A 17,329-nucleotide genomic window follows, 5' to 3' on the forward strand; every position below is an offset into this window, starting at 1 on the left:
CCTTAATAATAAAGTAATTAATAATGCAACGAAAATATTTTAGTCTTTCATTCATTTCATTATTTATAGTTGTAGGACTGGCAGCTTGCCGGGTAGGGCGTGATTATAAACGTCCTGCCCTGGTTCTGCCGGATCAGTTCAGCGGTACCGCACCCTCAGATAGTAGTGTGGCGGGATTGGAATGGAAAAAGTTTTTTACAGATCCGGCATTGCAGGAATTGATTTCCCGTTCACTGACAGGTAACTACGATCTGCAGCTGGCATTGAAGCGTATAGAAAGTGCAGATGCATATGTGAAACAGGCGAAAGTGGGATGGTTACCATCTGTGAATCTGCAGGCATCAGCTTCCACTTCTATTCCTTCCAAGAACAGTCTGAATGGTACAAGTCTGAATTCGTTTTTAGGAACAGACCATATAGAAGATTATAGTTTGAATGCAGGATTGTCATGGGAAATTGATATATGGGGTAAGATCCGTCGCCGTAAGGAAGCAGCATTGGCCAGCTACCTGCAAACATACGAAGGTGCCCGCACTGTACAGACAGGGCTGGTGGCAGATATAGCCAACAGTTATTATAACCTGCTGATGCTGGATGAGCAGTTGAAAATTGCCCGCAGAAATGTGGCTTTGAGTGATACGATTGTGCAGATGATCCGGTTACAGAAAACAGCCGGTGAAGTAACAGAGCTCGCTGTTCAACAGGCAGTAGCTCAGTTGCAGACAGCAGCATTATTGATTCCTCAGTTGGAACAGGCACAGACTATCCAGGAAAATGCTATTCGCATTCTTTCAGGAGAATTGCCAGGTACTATTGCCCGGAGCAGTGAATTGAACAATGTGACCTTACGTGATTCATTGACAGCAGGTATTCCTGCAGCCATGATCAGCCGGAGGCCGGATGTACGGGCAGGAGAGATGGCGCTGGTAGCTGCCAATGCAAATGTTGGAGTAGCGCAGGCAAGTATGTATCCCTCATTGAATATTACAGCCAGTGGCGGTGTGAATGCTTTTAAAGCCAGTAAGTGGTTTACTTTACCAGCATCTTTGTTTGGTATGGCAGGAGCTGGTATTACGCAACCATTGTTCCAGCACAGACAGTTGAAAACGCAGCTGGAAGTAGCGCGTATTGAAAGAGAAGAAGCGGTGATCCGTTTCCGGCAGCTGGCACTGGAAGCTATTGGAGAAGTAACCAATGCCTTGGTAAAACTGGATAAGCTGAAAGCACAACAGCAGATTGCCACAGATCAGGTGAATACCTTGTTGCTGGCTACGCAACAGGCACAGATGCTTTTCCGCAGCGGTATGGCAAATTACCTGGAAGTAATCACTGCACAGGGTAAATCCTTACAGGCAGGGCTTACACAGGCCGATATCACCCGGCAGCAACTCAGTGCTTCTGTAGAATTGTACAGAAGTCTTGGAGGTGGTTATCAATAAAACAGTTGTAATAGGTATATACGTTTTGTTATACCCCAAAACTTTATTTGAAGGTTACAAAAAAATTGAGGTTGACTAAAAGGGCCTCTCTCGCGGAGATGGAACTTTTAATCAACCCATAAAAAAATGAACAGTTAAAGAGTTACTTGTAAGTACAGAAAGGCTTGAAGAATCGATAGAAAGGAAAATTAACGTCGCAATTTGCGGCGTTTTTTTTATGGGTAAAAAAAAGGCCGTCTCTGAAGAGAAACAGCCATTCGTTCTAACCAATGCCAACTGTATAGTAATTATCGATGAGCTTTTTATTATTTGTAACAGATAAAATATGTTTAGAAAAATTGTTGAAAGTGATCTCTCCGTCCAGTTGTTTATCGCTGATGAAAAACGCGGGGATATGTTTTATCCCCAGCCGTTTTCCCTCAGCTAAATCCCCATGTACCTGCCATCCATACCTGCCGCCTACCAGCGAATCAAGGAATTGTTTGCTTTTAATTCCAATTTGTCTTGCATAGCTGGTAAGGCTGATCACCCCCAGATTGGTACGGTTGTTTAACAGGAGTTCGTGCATCTCTGCGAACTTTCCTTCCTGCCCCGCGGCAATAGCTGCTTCAGCAGCCTTATGTGCCCTCTGATGTATCTGTAATAATGGATAATGACGGAAGTTAAAATTGATCTTGTCAGGGTATTTTTCCAGTAGTTCCAACACTACCCGGTGAGCCTGTAAATTAGTTTTGCTCTCATAATCACCAAATTCCACTAATGTTACCGGAGCCTGCGGATCGCCTATCAGCATATCTTTTGATGGTATAATCGGAATATCTTTGTTGTTGTTCATATTTATCATTTAAGCAACAATACAAAGATGGTGTAATGGAGGATGCCGGACAATGGTTGGATAAAGGAATAACTTGTATTGATTATGGATTATTTTTTCCGGAATAGTTTTATGTAAGATGTGTTCTCGTTTTTCGGGAATCCCAGAGACATGTAGAGTCTGTTTGCGTCCTTATTATCCGGATGACTTTCCAGTTCGATGCCCACAAAATTGGGTTTTCTTTTTTCATCATTGATCAGTGCATTTACGAATGCACTGGCAATACCATTATGACGGAATTGCTTCCTGATAAATAATTCATCTATTCCAACCAGCAATCCGCCATATTCATTACTCCAGAATCTGAAGATCATTGAGTAGCCTGCCAGTACACCATTGTATTCAATCATCAGCACTTCTCCCATATTGGCGTTCTCCTCATAAAACCTGATGGTGGCAACAACCCGGTTTTCTTTAAGATCTTTCCGGCTAATTACCTCATTGTATAGTTCCATTGACATTATGGTTAGTTCTTCTGCATCCATTAACCGCGCTAATCTATATGAAGTACTCATACTCGTATTTGTTTTATATGCAGAAAAATAACTGCGTTAATTCTACCGGGAAGTGATATCGGTATTAATACTGTATAGCAGGTAGTATAGAATTAACCAAACACTGGTAGCGTTTATCATAGAACGTGGTAGGCAACATATACCGCAGGCATTTTTAACTGTAATCTGAGCCAAAAATATAGCTGTGGTGTAACAAAATCAATTGACGGATTATCGGACTTGTTGTATAATTAACGACTGGTTTCTACAATTTTCCCATTAAATGTACAAATCCCCTTTTGGTAAAATACCAGCAGGGGATTTGTACATTATCCTTTTTATGTTGTTAATCGAAACCAACTGTTTTTACTCCCTGTAACAGATAAAAGCAATGTACACAGCGTGCCAGATTAAGGTCGCCTTCTTTTGCCATTACAGATATTTTTTTCAGGTCTTCAGCAGAATGAAATTTTCCAGCCTCTTTTAATGCTTTAATTACCTCATTTACAGCCAGTACTTCAGCATGTGTACCAGGACGGCCAGCACTTATAATCTGTTCATAGGTCACACCACTATACATCGTTTTATATAGTTGTCCTCCCGCTTTCGCATCCACCCATACCATTTCCATGAACTTGACTTGTTGCCTTAATTCTTCTTCTAACGTATCAGTATCTACATCATTATTAGTCGCCATTATCTTGATAGCTTCCGGTAAATCCGTAGAACAGGCGGCTGCGATTGCATTCTGAATAGGTGTGTTGTCTGCTTCATTGCTCATAGAAATGCTCTTATTTAGTTCAGGTTATTACATAACAAATCATTCCTGTCCGGAAAAGGATTATGCTCTCACTTTAGGTCCAGGTGGACAATGGCGGGCTGTACCCCCACCGGACAATAGTGATAACAAATATATTAAATATCTTATGTAATACCAGCAAAAGAGAGTTATTTTCTCGCCGGTTCATCCTGTAAGAAGAATTCCAGTTTACCTCCCTGCATTAGTTCCTGATGACTGATACGATCTGTGGCATGTGTTTTACCATTTAATTTTACAGCACGGATATACAAGGCTGTTTTTGATTGTTTATGAGAGGTAATCTCCAGTTTTTTAGCACCAGGTAATTGGATGGTGGTCTGGTCGAACAAGGGAGCGCATAAAAGGTATTGATCCGCCACCGGATCTACAGGATAAAAACCCATTGCAGCAAAAATGTACCAGGCAGACATCTGGCCGGCATCATCATTTCCACTTAATCCACCAGGACCATCAGAATACTCATCTGCCAGGATCTGTCTTACCCGTTGCTGTGTTTTCCAGGGAGCTGGTGTATAGTTATATAGAAACGGAATCTGGTGACCAGGCTCATTGCCATGCCAGTATTCGTTTTTGATAAAGAGGGAATCCAATGCAGCTTCCAGTTTTGCCGGACCACCCATTAACTTTGTCAGGCCGGGCACATCCTGTGGCACATAAAAACTATACTGACGGGGAGTGCCTTCCGTAACATAAGGCTCTTTGTGATCAGGTTGAAATGGAGTGTACCAGCTGCCATTTGCATAGCGGCCTCTTACCAGTCCGGTAGTGGTATCAAAGATGTTACGGTAATTCTTTGCGCGTAATGATAGTTCCTTATAGTCTTTTGTCTTACCCAAAGATTTTGCCACTACAGACAGTGCATAATCATCATATGCATATTCAAGAGTGCGGCTTACCTGTTCTTTTTTATGAAAAGCCATCGGAACGCTATCTTCCATCGGGATATAGCCATATTGTAAGTAGGAAGGAAGGGCACGTCGTCCCATTCCGTTTGCATAGTCCTGTTCCGGAGCGATGTCAAAAGCATTTTTACGCATCAGGCGGTAAGCCTCCTGCGCATCATAATCACGGATCCCTTTGGCATAGGCAGACGCAATGAAGGCGGTAGAATGATCCCCGATCATGGCAGAAGTATAACTGTTCCAGCAGGGGAATATAGGCAGCCATCCGCCTTGCTGCCCTTTTAAAATTAATGATCTCACCAGGTCATTCACCAGTGCAGGCTGTAGTATTTCGTACAGAGGTAATTGAGCACGATAGATATCCCACATAGAAAAATCATCATAATAATTCCCTTTAGCCAGATGTGCTGACTGGTAATTACCCGCAAATTTTGGGTATGTACCATCCACATCATTAAAGAGGCGCGGATGCTGCATTGCGTGATAGAAAGCAGTATAAAAAATGCGTTTATCTTTTTCGTTTTCAGTCGCCACTTTAATTTTTCCAAGGGCTTCATCCCACACTTTTCTGTTATTGTTCATCAACGTTTTGAAATCCCAATCAGGGATTTCTGCCTGGAGGTTTTTTCTTGCAGCTTCGATGCTGGTGAAGGAAGTACCTGTTCTGATCCGTAGTATTTCTCCTTTTTGTAAGTGGAATCCTGCAAAAGCGCCAATGTCTGCCAGGTCTTTGATGCTATCTGTCTGAAAGAGTTGTGCTCCGGCTGCGGTACCGCTGGTTTTGGTTTGTCGTTCTATCTGAATAACGAAATAACCGCTGAAGCCGGCCGGTTTACCCCAGCCCTGGTAAATACGATAAACGGGATTATATCCGGTTATTTCATTTCTGGCAGGATCCACGCGCACGAATCCCTTGTTTTTATCGCTATTAGGCTTAATGAGAAGGTATAAGCTGTCTGTCCGGCTCATAGTGAATTGCATCATACTGCAGCGAGCTGTCGCTGTTATTTCAGTACTTAATCCGGGCATGTCAATATGATACCAGGCAGGAGTACTCATTTCCTGTTCGTGTGAGAATGGAATAGCGTAGTCGGTGGTTTTCAGTTTCCCACTGATGGGCATGATAGTGAAACTGCCATAGTCCTGTGTGCAGGAGCCGCTCAGCCAGTGAGAGGCGCGGAATCCACTAATGAGACTGTCTTTATAGCTATAAGGAGGAACGCATTTGTTTTCTGTAGTGTTTGTTTGTGGTGTCCATTGTGTCATCCCAAATGGAAGGGTTACTGCCGGAATAGTATTGGCATAAGATTCGGTACCTGTACCATGTTTTAATGCAGATGCAGTAGTGCTGGCAGCGGTTCCGGATAGTGGTTGTACGGACTGGAACTGGGCTATTGCAGCCTGGCTTAATATGCTGATAAATGACGATGTAAGAAATATTCTCATAGCTTGGACTTATATTGGCGGGAACAAGATAAAAATAAAAATAGAACCCTGTACTATAGCAGGTATGATAATAAATATGTTATCGACGAGTTTTTAGTTATCACAAAATTTTGTATTATTCATGAAATTTAACGTGCAAATGAGTGGGACCATTTATATCCGGCATATTTCGGTGAAAGATGCGGTGCCGGTAACTGCGCTGTCTTTAGAGTTGGGCTATACCATGACAGTCAGCGAAACTATAGCGAACATAGCCACGGTGGACAAGAGTATCTGCGACGTTGCCTATGTTGCTGTATTGGATGAGGTTGTTGTGGGATGGATTCATGTATTTTACACTATCCGTTTAGAGACGGGGCCTTTTTGTGAAATAGGAGGGCTGGTAGTATCCAGGAATATACATGGAAAAGGTGTTGGGCGGTTGTTGGTGGAAAAGGCAAGGAAATGGGCTGCCGAAAGAAACATCAGCAAGCTGCGTGTGCGCTGCAACGTTATAAGAGCAGGCGCACACGAGTTTTACCTCAAATCCGGATTTACAGAGAACAAGCAGCAAAAGGTATTTGAGTGTGTTGTATAGTATATTAATGAGTCAGCTCTTTTAGCATCCAGATGGTAGTCGCCAGATGTCCTGAGTTACCTATTTGTTCCGGCAGCATTTTAAAACCTGCTTTTTCGTACATGCTGACAGCTTTCGCCAGTTGAGGGAAAGATTCAAGATAGACCTGTTTATAACCCATTTTTGCGGCTGCTTCAATAGATTTATCCATCAACATTTTTCCTGTCCCTTTTCCCCTAGAAGCCCCGGTAAGATAGAACTTAACAAGTTCAGCGCATTTATCCGGAAGACCATCAGTAGGGTAGATGCCACAACCGCCCAGCAGCACACCATTTTCTTCTGCCACAAAATAGGTACTCCCCGGATATTGAAAGAGTTCATACAGTTTGTCAGTTTCCGGATCAGAATAAACAGTATTTTCCTTTGGCAGGTCAAATTCTATGAATGTATCTCTTACGATCTTTGCCAGTTCCTGATTATCTTTTATTTCAATATTCCTGATAGTCATTTTATTTATCCTTTATTGATTGAGCACGTTGATAAAAACTTTGTTGTTCCATATTTTTTTCCACCTCTTCAACAGCCTTCATCAGGTTATTGGTGGTATTTGTAAGAGATGTAAGGGCTTCCGTCATAATTTTCCAAACAGGTTTCATCTGTTCAATCAAAGCTTCTCCTTTTTCTGTTAATAATAACAGGCGTTTTCTTTCATCTGTTTTATCGCGTTTGGAACGGATCAGTTTTTTCTTTTCCAGTTCTTTCAGTAAGCTGATAGTAGAAGGATGACTATATCCTATTTCGGCCGCGATTTCCACCACACTCATGGTAGATTTTTGGTGAAGGGTATAGATTACCGGGAACCATTTAGGTTCGAAATCGATCCCGCTGGCCTTATAAATCAGCAGGCCATCCTTACGGATCTGATCCCCGAGTCTTTGCATTCTTGTAGAGATGGCGAGTATCCCAGCCTGGTCAATTACGTTCATGAAACAAATATAGTATAAATGTACGTAGTTGACTACGGATATATAAATTATTTTTTTTTCGGATGATGGAAATATAAAGAAGTAAAAACAACGTTGGATATATCCTGGCGTTTCCTAATTTTGACCGGGCCTGAGAAATACTTTTTGCACTCAGTTGCTCAAGGCATATGAAACAGCAACAGTATAAATATATATCCGTATTAACCATCGCCGGATCTGACAGCGGCGGGGGAGCAGGGATTCAGGCAGATCTGAAAACATTTGCAGCACTGGGCTGTTTTGGTACTTCTGCCATTACCGCAATTACTGTGCAGAACACGACTGGTGTTACCGATATTCATCCTATTCCCCCTCATATTGTGACAGGCCAGATAAAGGCAGTGATGGACGATATTAAGCCCGCTGCTGTTAAAATAGGAATGATCCATAGTGCTGATATCGCCAGCGCAATAGTGGACGTTTTAAAGGCTTATAAGGGCGTTCCCATCATTCTGGATCCTGTTATGATTTCCAGTAGTGGTCGTCAGTTGATTGAAAATGAGACGATCACTGTTTTGCAGCAACAATTATTCCCTTTAGTAACACTGATTACTCCTAATCTCGATGAAGCAGCCGTTTTATCTGGAATGCCTGTCAGGCATCTGGATGATATGAAAGCCGCCGCTGTTAAGATCCTGGAAACGGGCTGCAATGCAGTACTTATAAAGGGTGGTCATTTAGCCGGTACAAAGTTGTACAACTTGTACCTGGATAAATCAGGCAAGGAACATATCATCACCAGTGATTCCATTTCTACTCATAATACACATGGAACAGGATGTACTTTATCATCTGCAATAGCAGCTTTTCTGGCACGTGGTTTTGACATAATAGCTGCTATAGAACAGGCAGGCATTTATATGCATACTGCCATAGAAGAAGGCCGGGATGTAAAAACAGGAGAAGGCCACGGACCTGTGAATCATTTTTTTGATCCTGTTAAGCAAATTTTGATTCAATGAGTAAGGAGATCAAAAAATATGAGTTCAAGCCGGGCTTTCAACATGAGATTGAGATCGCAACCATTTCTGATATTTTCAGCAGCCATACTCAGGAACTTACAACGCCGCACAGAGCTGAATTCTACCATATTTTCTGGTTCCAGAAAGGTACTGCCAGTCATGTGTTGGATTTTAAACCCGTAAAGGTATTGGCTGATTCTTTCCTGTTTGTAAAGAAGGGGTGGGTGCAGATGTTTGACCAGGCGGGCAAATATGATGGTAAGGTATTATTGTTCACAGATAAGTTTTTTAATAAGACGGATGATAACAATAAACTTCTGAGAAGTTCTATTCTTTTTAATGACCTGCTGGATGTACCGGTTATCCGGATCAATAAAAGCAATCAGGAGTTGGTCACCATCTTTCGGCAGCTGGAAAGCGAGATTCACAAAAATGGCGACTTATTCCACTACGATGTTTTGCATAACTTTCTCAGTACATTTTTATTATTAGCAGAGCGGGAAAGACGAAACCAGGGCTTTAATGAGATCAAAGCCGGACCGGATTTGGACTATACCACTTTATTCAAAGACTTGCTGGAAGAGCAGTATAAAACCCTGAAGACGGTCAGCGGATATGCTTCCCTGATCCATACCTCCGAAAAGCGATTAACGCAGGCCACCAACCAGGTGCTGGGTAAAACACCCAAGCAGGTAATTGATGAACGGGTGATGCTGGAAGCCAAGCGCTTACTGGCACATACGGCCAATTCCATCAAAGAGATAGCTTACATGCTGGGATTTGAAGAGCCTACCAATTTTATTAAATATTTCCGCAAACATGAAGGCCGTACGCCCATGGAGTTTAAAGAGTCCATCTAACCCCTTTTTCCGAAAAGTATCATTCTTCCACTTATTTTGATCTTTCCCCAGCCATTGCTTCTGCTGACCTTTGTGTCACAATAAAGCAATTGACATGAAATTAATCGTAACTGCGTTAACGGCAGCGCTACTTCCTGCGCAAATCATTTTCGCTCAAACTAAAAATATGGATAACAAAATTAAAGTAGAACAATTGCTGAAAGCAATTGAAACCGGAGAAACAGCACCTGTAGCTGTCATTAATCCTAAGAAATACATCCAGCACAATTTAGGTGTTGCAGATGGCTTAGCCGGTTTTGGGGCATTGTTACAACAACTGCCACCTAAATCTGCAAAGGTAAATACTGTAAGAGTATTCCAGGATGGTAATTACGTTTTTGCCCATACGGAGTATAACTTTTTTGGACCTAAAACAGGGTTTGATATCTTTAGATTTGAAGAGGGTAAAATAGTAGAACACTGGGATAATCTGCAGGAAAAACCAGCGACTGCAAACCCCAGCGGACATACGATGACAGACGGTTCCACAGACGTAAAGGATCTGGATAAAACGGCAGCCAATAAAACACTGGTAAAACACTTCGTTGAAGACATTCTCGTAAATGGTAAGATGGAGAAACTGGCAGGGTACTTTAATGGCGATAACTACATTCAGCACAATCCTTTAATTCCTGATCAGTTGTCCGGTTTAGGAGCTGCTTTGCAGGCTATGGCGAAACAGGGAATCACTATGAAATACGATCAGATTCACCAGGTATTAGGAGAAGGTAACTTTGTACTGATTGTAAGTGAAGGGCATTTAGGAGGGAAACATTCTTCTTTCTATGATCTGTTCAGGGTAGAGAACGGTAAGATTGCAGAACATTGGGATACAATAGAAGAAATTCCTGCTAAAGCACAATGGAAAAATAGTAACGGCAAATTCTAATTAACCGGAATTTAAAAGTGAGAGCCTGTATCATACCTATGATGCAGGCTTTTTTGCTTAAATTTACTATTATGAAAGAAATATGGATATCGCAATATGACCTGATAAAAAGTTCCAGATCTGTATTACTTGACTACTGTGAAACACTAACACCAGAGCATTTTATTGCCGAAACTCCCGGTTTCGGGCATGATGGCAGTATCCGCAACCTGCTGGTACATATTGCCAATACTTATGAGTATTGGATAGGGCATCATTGTTTTGGAAGAACAGTCACATATCCTCCGAATGGTAATTTTACTACGGTGAATGACTGCCGGATTTATTTTGATGCAATCAATCTGCTTATAGAGGAATTTATCAATCATTTTGGAGATGCCTATGCAATAGCTATTACTTCTTTCCGGAGGGAGCAGTCAACTACTGCTACACCTCTGGCCGCTTTTACACATGTTACCACCCATGAATTCCATCATAAGGGGCAAATCCTTTCCATGAGCAGACATATGGGGTATATCCCGGTTGATACCGATATAATCCGGTAGTAGTATTTATATCCTTAATATATTATTATATTCGTTATCTATGAAAGTATGGCGGGTTGTTATAAATGTAGGTATTTCCCTGGTGTGGCTCATTAACGGTCTGTTCTGCAAAGTATTAAATCTTGTACCCCGCCATAAGATGATCGTAACCAGGATATTGGGAGATGATTATACAGTTGCTATTGGAATATTGGAAATACTAATGGCAGTCTGGATCTTAACCAGGATCAAATCGCGGTTATGTGCAGTTACTCAGATGTTGGTAGTAGCAATAATGAATATCCTTGAATTTATCCTTGTTCCGGATCTGTTATTGTTTGGGCATTTCAATATTGTAGTAGCATCCTGTTTTATCCTGGTCATTTTTTTGAATGAATTTATCTCTGATGCTAAACTTCCTTAAAAATCATCCTTTTCCTGTAGCTGCTTTTTTTGAAAGTTCGCTTGTACTCACTTCTGTTGTCACTAATACATCTCATTTTTCCTAAAAAATTTAACTGGCAGAAGGAGTTATCTTCGCGGAGTCGTCTGAACAGGCAAATCATGTATGTGCATACGTTCTTCGTTGCGTTGATAGTATTTTTAATGGGGGTGTTTTGTATTTGTTGTCCGGCAGATATTGTTCATACGAAATTAGGTAAGCAACTAGCTTTAGGATTGTTTGTTTTCTGGGGATTACGGTTGATTTTTCAATTCTTTGTCTACTCATCTGAGTTGTGGAAAGGGAAATTATTCGAAACGACTGTACATGTTGTATTTTCGTTTCTGTGGACTTATTTTAGTGTTGTGTTTTTTATTATTTATTGGGGATGAATCCGGGTTCTTCTTTATTCTTACCCTGTGTTGTGTTATTATAATAAGTCAGAGGTTGTGTATAATAGTTTTTTTCTGGCTCAAGAAACGAGAAAAAATGCCCACAGTTTGTACTGTGAGCATTCTATTAATATGAGCGGGCTGGAGGAGACGAAGTTCGAACAAATTTGCAGCGGAATTGGCGCAAATTGCCTGTTTTAGATAGTATGCATACCCATTTTATCCGGAGACACCCAGTTCTGCCGTGCCTCCTTACTCATGAGCAGCTCCCTGCTATAAAATTTAAGGATATAATCTTTTACAAGAAATGGCTGCTGCAAGAAAACCATAATGGTTTCATCCGTTAGGGTAGTGAGATCTGCAGTGACCAGGTAGTTGGCAACTTCAGTTGTGTAAAATAAAGTAATCGTTTCGTGATAGCCCGATATATCTGTATTTTTCCCTCCGATACTTACATTGTATTTCATAATACCACTTCTTATTTTTTGAATAGCCTGTGGTAATGGGAACTTTACACAATACCAGAAGGCCATGATAAAATGGCTCACGTGCGTCCACTCTTCTTTAGGGAAAGTACAGTTTTCAAATTCCTGCACCAGCCAGCTGGCTTTTTCCAGTTTCATATTAAAATGCTTTTGAGTTTATTTCTTCTTTATAGCTTCTTAGGATAATGGTAGTGCTTGTTCTGGTGATACCCTTTATGGATTTTATCTTATGTACCAGCAGATCTTCCAATGCGGCGGTATCTTTTACCAGTACTTTTAACAATAAGTCACAATCACCAGCCATATGATGACATTCCAGTACCTCATCCATCGAAATGATCAGATCTTTTACACTTACATTTTTTGTATGATCAATCCATACATTAATAAAGGGCATTAAATGAAGTGAAAGTTTTTCCCGGTTTACTTTTATAGTGTAACCATCTATTACACCAGACCGGCTAAGCTTTCGCAATCTTTCAGTAACTGCAGGCAAAGAAAGATTTATTTCCCTGGCGATATCCGCACCAGTGATCCGTGAATTCTGTATTAATAACCGTAGTATTTTACTATCATATGCATCCATGATTTTCCTATATAACTGATTAACAAATTTAACCAACTCCGTATTTAATATAAGGAATTTCAGAAAACTAAAGCAAGTATTAATATAATACAAAAAATACTTAATATCCGCTATTTAAAAAGGCAAGATCTATATCGTGATGCCATAGAAATTCAGGGAGTGGGGCGGTTTTGCCATGAAATTTGTTGTGAATAAACCTGGTTACCACCTATTGACATACTGGTTAGATTCATGGCTCCTTGTACTATAAGCCCTATACACCCCCTCTATAACCCCTCTATAAGTCCCCCTTATATAAGGAGGGCTTATATGGGTTTTGTATTTGTCTTAATAATAGATTTTAGGCAAATTGTAGTACTTACAAACTACTATATGGCCAGGCTTAAAGGAGCTATAGATTTTACCGACATTTTTTATCCAGGCGGCTATAGTCATAGAAAACCTGGTGTAAGGGATACAGTAAGCTGGTGATCAAAAGAACTTTAAGATATCATTCAAATAAAACGACTCCATTGTGCAAAATAATCATGGCAAAGCGAAAAGAAAAAGGGTTAATACAGGATGAGGTTTCTTTAAAGTCCGGATTAGATAATACCTTATACGGGAATTGAATATGGTTGCTAGCTTTTGCATCACTGAATAAAATATAAACATGGTAAAAGACGACATAATAATTTTCGGCAAGTATAGCTGGCAGATTCTTGATATCAAAGACTGTGAAGCCCTCATCATCACAGAAGATATCATCGAACTTAGGTGGTATCATAGTAGGTTTACAGATATCACCTGGGCAGATTGTGAGTTAAGAACATACCTAAACAATAAAATTTACAATCAATTTAGCCAAAGCGAAAAAGCAAAGATTATTGGGGTTATCAACACTAACCCAGATAACCCGTGGTTCAAAACGAAAGGTGGCAGTGATACCCATGACCACCTATTTTTGCTAAGCCTGGAGGAGGTTTGCACATATTTTGGTGACAGTGTATCAAAGTTGCAGAATAAGGGACGGCAGACATGGTCTATAGACGATGAAAATAATAGCAAACGACAGGCAAAATCCGGCAATGATTTGCACTGGTGGCGCCTAAGGTCGCCCGGCTATTATGGACGCACCGGTGCGAGCATCAATTCGCATGGCCATGTCTATGTTCGGGGTAATGGGGTTCATGGTAAGCCTAGAGACGGGGGAGGGGTTCGTCCAGCCTTGTGGCTAAAGCTAGATTAACACTTTAAACATAAAAGACTCCAAATTTTTCGATTTGAAGGCTTAAAGCTTGCGGGTTATAGGTTACAACTTTCGAACCAGTTTGCAGATAATTTATCTGAAATCCGCCACTTTGTTCTACTGTAAATCCATCAACTGTATAAGATATATAGGTACCGGTTATGGAATATTTTAGATTTTGAATCTTTTTGGAAAAGCTATGTGTTTGGACGTAACGGCCGTGTTGTTTATTCCAATGTATTCAGTGAGCTTATTGATGAGAGTATTTTTTCTTTCAACGATACTGAGGATTGATTATAGCTTATAGGGGTTTCCAAATGTTCAATTTAGCACTTCAGCCCGACAATTGAAAGCCCTTGTTAGCGGCAGGCAATCTTAGAGTTTTCGCTAATCCTGTAGGTATGTTCGTGAGGAACTATTCTGATCAGCAATATATTTCTTAATAGCTGGAACTATAGCTATCATAAAATCCATTTCAAGGCTGTTCATTGTTTTGAATGAATTCCACCAAAATTCCCCGTCAGCTCTAAGCTCCAAATGAATTTTACTGACGTATTTAGCAAGTAAATCATCATCTAAAGAAATGCAGTACAAGTTACCCGTCTGCGTAACCTCTGCAGTGTACTCTATATTTTTAACGCTAAAGTTGATTTCAAATATAATCACAGAACAAACGTACTGCGCTGGTCGCAATAAAGCAATGTCTGCCGAAAACATTCACTTATCATATACAGACTATTGAATAATCGCTGCACATATTAAGCAGATGTCTAACAAAAAAGCCTTCAAATCTTTCGATTTGAAGGCTTAAAGCTTGCGGAGAAAGAGGGATTCGAACCCCCGGACCTGTAACAGTCAACAGTTTTCAAGACTGCCGCAATCGACCGCTCTGCCATTTCTCCGCTGCAAAAGTATAAAACTGATTCAATTTTCAAAAAAAAACTTTTCCATATTGGGGAGTCAACAATTAAAAACCATAAGCAGATAGGGTTTCATCATAAAAAAAACTTATTTTTAAGTTTATAAATAGTATCCAGAACGGATTAACCATGTGCTTTAAAGATATTATCCTTTACCCTTTTGTGTTTTTGGCATTCATTAACACTGCCGATGCACAATCATGTACAGGTATCGGCCAAACCCCTTCCACAGCATTCCCTGTTTGTGGTACAAAAACCTTTTACCAGCAATCGGTACCTTATTGCGGGGATCGTGTGATCCCTGGTCCGGCATGTAATAATCCGGATGATGGCGTTCATATAGATATGAATCCATATTGGTACAAGTTTACTTGTTATACCGCTGGTACACTGGGATTTAAGATCACTCCAAACGAAATCACAGATGATTACGACTGGCAAATCTTCGATATTACCAATACTTCCCCTAACGACGTCTTTACAAACAGGAACTTGTTCTTATGCATGAACTGGTCTGGCGAAGGGGGTGTTACAGGAGCCTCCTCCGCAGGAACAGCCGCAAATGTCTGTGGCGGACAGGGACAGCCCACTTTCAGCAGTATGCCCACCCTGATCAAAGGACACAGGTATCTCCTTATGATCAGCCACTTTTCAAAAGATTCACAAAGCGGCTATAACCTGGAGTTCGGCGGAGGTACCGCCGACATTACAGATCCTGTCATACCAAATTTTGTATCCACGTCGTACAACTGCGGATCAATGACTGTAAGCGTGAAACTTAGCAAACGCTTGTTGTGTAACACCCTGGCTGCAGACGGAAGCGATTTTGCATTCACAACACCAGGGCCTCAGATCACCGGTGCCACAGGGGTAGGTTGCAGCGACGGCTTCGATATGGATTCGGTAATCCTGCAACTGAATGCTCCCCTCTCTACTGGCGATTATACCATCATTACCCAATCTGGAAGCGATGGGAATACCCTGCTGAATCCCTGCGGCAATGCCCTGCCTGTTGGCCAAACAGCTAGTTTTCATATAGACCCTCCTCCTGTAGTGCTGCTGCGTACCACCGTCGTGGCTGGCTGCGCTCCAAACATTATAAAGATTGGACTCTCCAATCCTATACGTTGCGAATCTATTGCAGCAGATGGTAGTGACTTCAGTATTTCAGGGACTTCTCCCATAAGTATTGTGAGTGCTACCGGCAATTGTAATGTCAATAACCTGGCTGATACCGTAATATTACAACTCAATAAGGCTATCCAGACAGAAGGCGATTATTCCATTGTGCTCATGTCCGGCACCGATGGGAATGCCATAGTCGGAGAATGTCATCAGCCTGTTGCTACCGGACAAGTGGTTAGCTTTCATACAGTCGATACCGTATCTGCAGACTTTAGCTATACTTTAGATAAAAATTGTAAGATCTATATTTTCACCCTCAACCACGATGGTGCACATAAAGTGAACTCCTGGAAATGGAGCTTTGATGACGGTGAAAAATCCTCCCTGCAGAACCTGACTAAAATATATGACAACTCATTTGGTGATAAACAAATCCAACTGGTCGTATCCAACGGTGTTTGTTCCGATACTGTTGCCAAAAATGTTTATCTCGAACAGACCCTTGGAGCAATGTTCGATGTAGATCCAGGTCCTTATTGCCCACTGGATATTGTCATTGCCCAAAACAAGAGCTTCGGCTCCATTGTTTCCTGGTTCTGGGACTATGGTAACGGAAATACTACCAGCAGCCCTGATGCCTCCCCCCAGCAATATTTCCCTGTCCGTAAGGAACAGGACTTCCTGATTCGCCTGATCGTTACAGATAATATCAATTGCCGGGATACAGCAGACCATCATATTATGGCTGTTACCAGCTGTTACATTGATGTTCCGACCGCCTTTTCACCGAATAAAGATGGGATGAATGATTACCTGTATCCATTGAATGCATATAAAGCTATTGATCTCAATTTTGCGGTTTATAATCGTGTGGGACAGCTGGTATTCGAAACAACCGACTGGACAAAAAAATGGGACGGCACCGTAAAAGGCAACCCGGCAGACATTGGTACCTACGTGTGGATGTTACATTATACAAGAAAAGATACAGGTAAAAAGGTGTTCCGGAAAGGTACAACAGTGCTCGTAAGATGATTTCATGCGCAATAAACACCATCTCTTCTTCATTAAAGAAATGATTTACTCACCGGCAACGATTGCGTAAAAAAAACACCTCATTTTATACAGAAATGCTAATATGCATTTGAATTCCGGTTATATATTCTAATTAATAATTACCCTAAAACTGACAATTATGTTTGCCCTATTTGCTATTCGCGTGCTGTTTGCACGCCATTCACCCATAATTTCTCCGCTACAATAATTTATTTACACAACTGTCTTGTCTTAAAGTCGATTAATATCGGCTAGTGGCTAGTTC

17 protein-coding genes and 1 tRNA gene are annotated in these 17,329 nt (G+C 41.1%); 9 read left to right on the forward strand and 9 right to left on the reverse strand.

The window, feature by feature from the left end; all coding sequences use genetic code 11:
* Window positions 1-23: 23 nt before the first annotated feature.
* A complete protein-coding gene (locus tag BM176_RS30230; protein ID WP_090108145.1) occupies window positions 24-1,439 on the forward strand; it encodes an efflux transporter outer membrane subunit in 1,416 nt (471 codons plus the stop codon).
* Between the two features lie 262 nt (window positions 1,440-1,701).
* Here the strand turns inward: BM176_RS30230 and BM176_RS30235 are convergent, their stop codons facing one another.
* The 4 genes from BM176_RS30235 to BM176_RS30250 all read right to left on the reverse strand — a co-directional run bounded on the left by BM176_RS30235 (window position 1,702) and on the right by BM176_RS30250 (window position 5,975).
* Entirely contained in the window at window positions 1,702-2,274 is a 573-nt protein-coding gene (locus BM176_RS30235) for a DsbA family protein (protein ID WP_090108249.1), read from the reverse strand.
* Between the two features lie 89 nt (window positions 2,275-2,363).
* A complete protein-coding gene (locus BM176_RS30240) occupies window positions 2,364-2,828 on the reverse strand; it encodes a GNAT family N-acetyltransferase (RefSeq protein ID WP_090108146.1) in 465 nt (154 codons plus the stop codon).
* A 325-nt stretch (window positions 2,829-3,153) separates the two neighbouring features.
* Window positions 3,154-3,588 carry a hypothetical protein gene (locus BM176_RS30245; RefSeq protein ID WP_090108147.1) on the reverse strand — a complete coding sequence of 145 codons (435 nt, stop codon included), beginning with the start codon at window positions 3,586-3,588 and terminating at the stop codon, window positions 3,154-3,156.
* 167 nt (window positions 3,589-3,755) lie between these two features.
* Window positions 3,756-5,975 (reverse strand): GH92 family glycosyl hydrolase, encoded by a 2,220-nt coding sequence (locus tag BM176_RS30250; protein ID WP_090108148.1) that lies wholly within the window; start codon window positions 5,973-5,975, stop codon window positions 3,756-3,758.
* A 121-nt stretch (window positions 5,976-6,096) separates the two neighbouring features.
* Between BM176_RS30250 and BM176_RS30255 the strand changes: the two genes are divergently transcribed.
* Entirely contained in the window at window positions 6,097-6,552 is a 456-nt protein-coding gene (locus BM176_RS30255) for a GNAT family N-acetyltransferase (RefSeq protein ID WP_090108149.1), read from the forward strand.
* A 4-nt stretch (window positions 6,553-6,556) separates the two neighbouring features.
* Here BM176_RS30255 and BM176_RS30260 read toward each other — a convergent pair whose 3' ends face one another.
* Together BM176_RS30260 and BM176_RS30265 are read right to left on the reverse strand one after the other, a co-directional pair.
* Window positions 6,557-7,039: a GNAT family N-acetyltransferase gene (locus tag BM176_RS30260; protein WP_090108150.1), complete on the reverse strand. Its 483-nt coding sequence runs from the start codon at window positions 7,037-7,039 to the stop codon at window positions 6,557-6,559.
* A gap of 1 nt (window position 7,040) precedes the next feature.
* Window positions 7,041-7,517: a MarR family winged helix-turn-helix transcriptional regulator gene (locus BM176_RS30265; RefSeq protein ID WP_090108151.1), complete on the reverse strand. Its 477-nt coding sequence runs from the start codon at window positions 7,515-7,517 to the stop codon at window positions 7,041-7,043.
* Between the two features lie 167 nt (window positions 7,518-7,684).
* Between BM176_RS30265 and thiD the strand changes: the two genes are divergently transcribed.
* The 5 genes from thiD to BM176_RS30290 all read left to right on the forward strand — a co-directional run bounded on the left by thiD (window position 7,685) and on the right by BM176_RS30290 (window position 11,254).
* A complete protein-coding gene (thiD, locus tag BM176_RS30270) occupies window positions 7,685-8,518 on the forward strand; it encodes a bifunctional hydroxymethylpyrimidine kinase/phosphomethylpyrimidine kinase (RefSeq protein WP_090108152.1) in 834 nt (277 codons plus the stop codon).
* A complete protein-coding gene (locus BM176_RS30275) occupies window positions 8,515-9,378 on the forward strand; it encodes a helix-turn-helix domain-containing protein (protein ID WP_090108153.1) in 864 nt (287 codons plus the stop codon). The genes thiD and BM176_RS30275 overlap by 4 nt, the downstream gene beginning before the upstream one ends.
* A gap of 94 nt (window positions 9,379-9,472) precedes the next feature.
* On the forward strand, window positions 9,473-10,306 hold the full coding sequence (locus BM176_RS30280; RefSeq protein ID WP_218162312.1) for a nuclear transport factor 2 family protein: 834 nt from the start codon (window positions 9,473-9,475) through the stop codon (window positions 10,304-10,306).
* A gap of 71 nt (window positions 10,307-10,377) precedes the next feature.
* A complete protein-coding gene (locus BM176_RS30285; protein WP_177230594.1) occupies window positions 10,378-10,851 on the forward strand; it encodes a DinB family protein in 474 nt (157 codons plus the stop codon).
* A gap of 40 nt (window positions 10,852-10,891) precedes the next feature.
* On the forward strand, window positions 10,892-11,254 hold the full coding sequence (locus BM176_RS30290) for a DoxX-like family protein (protein WP_090108155.1): 363 nt from the start codon (window positions 10,892-10,894) through the stop codon (window positions 11,252-11,254).
* Between the two features lie 607 nt (window positions 11,255-11,861).
* Here the strand turns inward: BM176_RS30290 and BM176_RS30300 are convergent.
* On the reverse strand, window positions 11,862-12,287 hold the full coding sequence (locus BM176_RS30300) for a hypothetical protein (protein WP_090108157.1): 426 nt from the start codon (window positions 12,285-12,287) through the stop codon (window positions 11,862-11,864).
* Between the two features lies 1 nt (window position 12,288).
* The gene (locus tag BM176_RS30305; RefSeq protein WP_090108158.1) at window positions 12,289-12,735 is read right to left on the reverse strand and encodes an Lrp/AsnC family transcriptional regulator; all 447 of its coding nucleotides are present in this window, start codon (window positions 12,733-12,735) and stop codon (window positions 12,289-12,291) included.
* Between the two features lie 652 nt (window positions 12,736-13,387).
* On the opposite strand from BM176_RS30305, the gene BM176_RS30310 reads away from it, so the two are divergent.
* Entirely contained in the window at window positions 13,388-13,963 is a 576-nt protein-coding gene (locus BM176_RS30310; RefSeq protein WP_090108159.1) for a DUF6273 domain-containing protein, read from the forward strand.
* A gap of 817 nt (window positions 13,964-14,780) precedes the next feature.
* Here BM176_RS30310 and BM176_RS30320 read toward each other — a convergent pair.
* Window positions 14,781-14,865, reverse strand: a tRNA-Ser gene (locus BM176_RS30320).
* Between the two features lie 186 nt (window positions 14,866-15,051).
* Here BM176_RS30320 and BM176_RS30325 point away from each other — a divergent pair.
* Window positions 15,052-17,043: a T9SS type B sorting domain-containing protein gene (locus BM176_RS30325; RefSeq protein ID WP_177230595.1), complete on the forward strand. Its 1,992-nt coding sequence runs from the start codon at window positions 15,052-15,054 to the stop codon at window positions 17,041-17,043.
* Window positions 17,044-17,329: the final 286 nt, after the last annotated feature.

Origin of the sequence: Chitinophaga sp. CF118 (assembly GCF_900112615.1) — a bacterium.
Taxonomy (GTDB): Bacteria; Bacteroidota; Bacteroidia; order Chitinophagales; family Chitinophagaceae; genus Chitinophaga.